Consider the following 3,502-nt stretch of genomic DNA (forward strand, 5'->3'; position numbering starts at 1 on the left):
ATCGCACCCAGCTCTGAAGGTCGAATGACATCGCCCAGTATCCGCGGCAGATATTCCAGTGACTGTCGATAGGTGCAGTTGCGCTCGACATTCGGCATGTCCGAACCCCAGACCAGACGCGAGGCGCCCGCCAGGCGAAGTTGTTGTTCGATGACTGGACGCAACTCCGGCCACGGATAGTCGTGCAACCGTCCCCAGTGGATGGGATAGAGCAGCTCCACCATCAGGTTCTCACGCCCCAGCAGACTCCGCACCGGATCGGGAATCGTCCCATCCAGCAGCTCGGGTGCGAACCCATGTGTCAGCACGCACGGGATATCCGGATACCGCTGCAGCCATCGATCGAGCCGGTCGAGCTCGCCGAGATAGGTCTCCGGTGTTGGCATCGGCACACCAAGGATTTCCCAGTAGATCGGAATTCCCAATGAGCGCACGGTTTCCCAATAGGGAGCGAGCGCGGGATCGTCGATGGCATGGAGATACCCGCCGGTGATGAATCCGCGGTTGGCGAAATAGACGCCGCGCAGCCCCATTTCCTGCACGGCATGCGTGAGCCGGGCACATTCATCGGCAGTGTGCGCTTCGGATGGCCGCGCGTCCGCCAGCCCGATGAGCTTCCCTGGATGCGCCCGCACCGCTTCGGCGAATTCGGCATTCAGTCGCCCATAGAGACCAGCGTTCTGCAGCACCGCGAAGTCGACACCAGCACGCGCCATCGACTGCAGCAGAAAGTCGACCGGCGCCACCATATCTTGTAAGGAAGGCGGCAGGAACGAGCGATAGTGCGTCTCGCCCTCGAACTCCCACTCGAATCGCCCGCAGCGTCCAACGCGAAAACCGGCATCGTCGTTGAGCCGATCGAGCGAATCGAGTTTCCCCGAAAAGAGTACCGATGCCGCCTCCGGCACGATCGCCGAATCCCGCAGCCGATAGACCGGTTCCCCATGCGTGGCGATGTAGAGCTGAAGAAACCGCCGGTGATCCGCTTCCGACGGGTAGCCGCTCGCCCCGGCAAGCTGCGGAAAGATATGGGCATGGGCATCGACGATCATCGGCATCTCCGGAATTGAGCGAACGCCTGGTGCAGATGAGCAGCTAGCGCGAATCCGCGCATGTCGACACTACAGCTCCGGATCGCGTTCCTTGTCACGGATCAGCTTGCCCGCGACCAGCACCGCCGCCCCGGCAAGCGCCAATCCCGCAACGCGTTCAGTATCGTGTGGAATCCCAATCCCGGTGGCGGGCAAGCTCGTTTCGGTGGCTATCGAGCAAATGCCCTCGACACAGGTAAGTCCTTCATCGGCGCAGCACGGAAAGTCGTCCACACACGGTTGCCCGTTGCCCACGCAACCGCGAGGAAGATCGCATATCGCCTCGAAGCAGGTGTACGGTGCCTGACAGCTGCCGTCCACCGGTTCGCACGGATCGCCGTAGGTCCCCGGTTCCGCTTGCGCCCTGGCAACGGTCGCTACACGAGAAAAACCGAGCGAACCCAGGACACCAGCCCCGATCCAGCGTAAAGCCTCCCGCCGAGTAGCGCGCGTGCCGAACCCCCGGGTCAGCGCGTCGAATCGTTGTGTGTCCATCTGATCTCGCACCCCAGCATGTGCTCGTGCATTCCCTCTGGAGATCAGAACGCATTGCGCTTGTGATTCGTTTCACAAAACGCCAGATCGGTCCCCAGAACGATCTGGCACTCACCTCTTGAGGTTCAGGGCATCGACCACGACGATTGGAAGCGTTGGCCTGGACTCTGACCGAAGCTCGTCCAGTCTGTCTCAGGAAATTCCCTGCTTGCAGACCCTCGTACCGGTAGACGTCCCTGTGCTAGACTGTACGTACACTGTGTACGTATGCCTGATTGTCACGGCTTGTCACAGCCCCCGCCCGAGCCGGTTCCCCGTCCCCCCAACGGTCACCGGAAACCAAAACCCGTTTACCGCGCGTGTTGCTGGAACGCGCGGATGCTGAACCGCTCGAGAGGGACTCACCCATGTCAGACGACTTGCCCATCGTTGGCCGCCCCCGCGGCAGCGCCTGGCGCCAACTCCAGGCCGAAGGCATTCTCTGGGAGGGGCAGATCCTCGTCGCGGGTGGTGACACCGATCTCGCCTGCCTCCTGGTCGTCACGAACGAGCGGTTGGCGCTCATCCGCGGCGGGGCGGTCGCGCTCGATATCCGGCACGAATGGCTCTATGCGCCACCAACCATGCGCCGCACCGGCAATGTCGGATTGCAAGTGCTCACTCCCGGGCAGCGGCTCCCCGAATCGATCACGATCATTGTGCGCGAGGGGCGTCTGGCCGCCGCCGAACTGGTCGATGTGCTCACTCCGAGAGAACGGTATGAGCCCGAATACCCGACCTGGGATTCGAGCATGTTCCTCGATGACGAACCGATCATTCCGGCGCGCCCCGCGCCCTATGGGCGCAAGCATAGCCCGGCGCCGGTCGATCCACTGCCCCCCTTCCCGGTCTATGCCGCTCTCGATGACGATGATTTTCCGCCAATCGCCCCACCGCCCGATCCCATGCCGGATTGGTCCGGCACGCCTCAACTGGCGGCCGGCGCGGTCGACCCTGCGGCAAATGTCATTCCGCGCCAGAACGACTGGAATCTCAAGCCGCTCGACGGCATGGATAACCGCGAACGCCGCAATCGCCGCGCCTGGGCCATGCGCTTTGCCGCCCTCTTTCTGGCGATCGCCGGAATCGCCGCCTGGCAAGGTGGGCTCCTGCCCGAGTACTCCGCAATTCGCGATCGGTTCGAAGACAACACTCCCGAGATTCAGACCGTGGCCGAGTTGCCACCAGGAACCCCGACGCAGGAACCAACGACCGAACCCAGGCAAACTGCGGTCCCTGAGCCGACGAAGACTCCTGTCACCGAAGACGATTCGGACGTCGCCAGCGGTCCAAGTTCCACGCAGGCCGAACCGACCTACTCGCCCGCTGAGCAGACTGCGGTGGCCCTTGGCGTCGGCGGCGGTGAAACCGATCCGCCCGGCACTGATGTGAACGCTGCCCAGGACGAACCGGCGGCAACCAACGCGCCAGTGATTGCCCCGCCGGATGCAACGGAAGCTCCGGCGACCGAGCCAACCACGGATCCGGCTGGCGCGGATGAACCTGCAGCCAGTGAAAACGCGCTTCCGGAAGACGAGGCGACCGAAACACCGGGCGACATCATCGAGCCAACCCAGGCGCCCGCCGAAAACACCGGCGTGCTCGACTTCGAGATCACCGATCTCCAGATGGGCGCATCACTGCCCGATCTGACGCTCGGCCCGTTGCAGGACGAACGCTGGGTGGTCGTGACGGTCGACGTCACGAACCCTGGTTCCAGCCCGGCTGTGCTCGATATGTCCCAGTTCAAGCTCGCGCGTGCTGAGGGAGAACCGCTCGATCTCGATTCCGCCACCGGCGCGGTCGCCGCATACCTCGGGATGACCGAGAACAATGGCGTGAATGACACGCGGGAGATCGGCCCCGGCGATCGCACG

The 3,502-nt window shown here is 63.4% G+C and carries 3 protein-coding genes; 1 reads left to right on the forward strand and 2 read right to left on the reverse strand.

The window, feature by feature from the left end; genetic code table 11:
• Together R2855_20130 and R2855_20135 are read right to left on the reverse strand one after the other, a co-directional pair.
• Positions 1–1,052 (reverse strand): amidohydrolase family protein (locus tag R2855_20130; GenBank protein MEZ4533315.1); only part of this gene is annotated, 1,052 nt, incomplete at its 3' end.
• A gap of 69 nt (positions 1,053–1,121) precedes the next feature.
• The gene (locus R2855_20135; protein MEZ4533316.1) at positions 1,122–1,586 is read right to left on the reverse strand and encodes a hypothetical protein; all 465 of its coding nucleotides are present in this window, start codon (positions 1,584–1,586) and stop codon (positions 1,122–1,124) included.
• A 407-nt stretch (positions 1,587–1,993) separates the two neighbouring features.
• Here R2855_20135 and R2855_20140 point away from each other — a divergent pair.
• Positions 1,994–3,502: hypothetical protein (locus R2855_20140; GenBank protein ID MEZ4533317.1), on the forward strand; the 1,509-nt coding region annotated here is incomplete at its 3' end.

It is taken from the genome of Thermomicrobiales bacterium (assembly GCA_041390825.1).
Classification (GTDB): domain Bacteria; phylum Chloroflexota; class Chloroflexia; order Thermomicrobiales; family UBA6265; genus JAMLHN01.